This window comes from Winogradskyella sp., from assembly GCF_013213975.1.
Taxonomy (GTDB): Bacteria; Bacteroidota; Bacteroidia; order Flavobacteriales; family Flavobacteriaceae; genus Winogradskyella.
The window spans coordinates 1-2,195 of record NZ_JABSST010000150.1 but is presented as its reverse complement, the minus strand read 5'-3'; the positions used below and the strand labels follow the sequence as shown (position 1 = coordinate 2,195).

At 35.4% G+C, this 2,195-nt stretch carries 2 protein-coding genes; both read right to left on the bottom strand.

Annotation, left to right across the window (positions count from 1 at the left end; translation table 11 throughout):
* The coding region (locus HRU49_RS14495; protein ID WP_296358421.1) for a sulfatase-like hydrolase/transferase at positions 1–980 on the bottom strand (980 nt) is incomplete at its 3' end.
* A gap of 87 nt (positions 981–1,067) precedes the next feature.
* Positions 1,068–2,195 (bottom strand): sulfatase (locus tag HRU49_RS14490; protein WP_296358419.1); only part of this gene is annotated, 1,128 nt, incomplete at its 5' end.

Genomic DNA, 2,195 nt, shown 5'->3' with positions numbered 1-2,195 from the left:
CTAGATGCTAAAGTTGGTAATAAGTCTTGAACATGTGTTAGCTCATCAATCTCTTTCGGCTCACCTATTATCGCCTTAGGCCCTTTAATAAATAATGGAACACGATGCCCTCCTTCAAAAAGCTCTTGCTTTCCTCCTTTCATTCCAGCATTGTAATAATGTCTACCAAACGAACTTCCATTATCGGTAAAAAAGACAATAATAGTATTGTCTAAAACCCCTTTACTTTCCAGAAACTTCACTAATTTGCCAATGTTTTCGTCTATATTCAACCCCATTGCTAAGAATGTGATCAAGGCTTCATTAATGTCACTACCATAATAGGGATGCATTTTTTCTTTAGATAATTTTTTTACAACTTTTGGATTTGCGTATAATGCTTCTTTAGCGGGTTTTCTGTATTCATTGGGAACAAAGGGAGGCCAGTGTGCAGCGTTCATTGGTAAATAAGTGAAAAATGGCTCTTTTTTATCAATTTGCTTTTGCATCCAACTTATAGCCTCATCCGTAAATACATTTGTACAATATCCATTGAATTTTTCTCGTCTCCCATTATGATTGTAAAAATCGTCGAAATAGTCATTATCCCAGTAATCTGAAACCCCATTTAAGTGTGATGAGGGAAACCAAATAGCCTCATCAAAACCTCGATCTTCTGGTCTATGGGGGTAATTATCCCCTAAATGCCATTTACCAAAAAGACCTGTAGCATAGCCTGCTTCTTTAAAAACATTTGCCATCGTTTTTAATGTTGGATTCATTAAACTCCTGCCACTACTTACATTAATAGCGCCATTACGCATCGCATCTTGCCCTGTCATTAATTGACTTCTTGTTGGTGTGCACATTGGAGCTACATGAAAGTCAGTAAAGCGCGTTGAACTATACCCTAGGGCATCAACATTAGGTGTTTCTATCAATGGGTTACCATTAATAGAAAAATCTCCGTACCCTTGGTCATCTGTGAGTATAATGACCACATTTGGTTTTTGAGCACACAGATAAAAGTTCGTTAAAAATGCTAATAAATTAAGACAGATTATAAATTTTAGATTTCGTATCATTTATTAATTATTTCTTGTTTTAAATTGATTGACATTTTTAAATTTATTCTCGTAGTCTAATCTATAATTTTGAGTTTTGAAAGCATCAAAATTCGGATTAGCTGTTGGTTCTGAAGCATTCATGTTTTTTCTCCAAGCAACTAATTTATCTCTAAGTTCTTTTGCCTTTTCCGGATTCTTGACTGCAAGATTATTGTGCTCTCCTAAGTCTTCTTTTAGATTGTACAATTCAAAACGACTTTCTTCATAAAATTGAATCAATTTCCAATCTCCGGAACGAATAGCTGATGCTGGCTCAAAACCACCTTCATAATGCGGGTAGTGCCAAAATAAATCTTTCTTAGTCAACCTTTCTCCTTTTAATAAAGGGGCAAAACTAGAACCATCTAAATGATTTTGAGGTTTAAATGGAAGACCTGTAAGGTCAAGAATTGTGGGGAAAAAATCTGTACTTGTTACAGGTGTATTTGTAAAACTACCAGGTTTTATTTTACCTGGCCAACTTACAATCATTGGTACACGAATACCGCCCTCATATAAAAAGCATTTTCCAGCTCTTAGAGGTTCATTTGAGGTTACTTCACTAGCCCCTCCATTATCAGACAGGAATATAACTACGGTATTTTTGTCTAAACCTGTTTTCTTTAAGCTGCTTAAAACATCTCCTATAGCAGAATCCATCGCTTCAATCATTGCTGCATAAACAGGATTATTCTGCTTTTTATTAAAACGTATCCAACGTTCTTGTCGCCATTGACTTTCTGGCTTGTTCTTTTTTTGATATTTTTCAATAAGATCTTTCCTGCCCATCCAAGGACTATGAACAGAATAAAAAGATAAGTAGGTAAAAAAAGGTTTTTCGTGTTTCTTTTCTAAAAATTTAATCGTTTCTTTTGCTAAACGGTTAGGCAAATGCTCTCCTTTTGGGCCATCAGAAAGACGTGGATTATTATAAGGAGAAAAGAATTTATCACCTCCAATTGGCGCACCCCAAGAACAACCCGCAATATTGGTTTCAAAACCTTGATGTTCTGGCCAATATTTTTCAGCTTTACCTAAATGCCATTTACCTATAAAATAGGTTTCATATCCCGAGGCTTTGATTGTTTCTGCCAGTGTAACTTCTTCTAA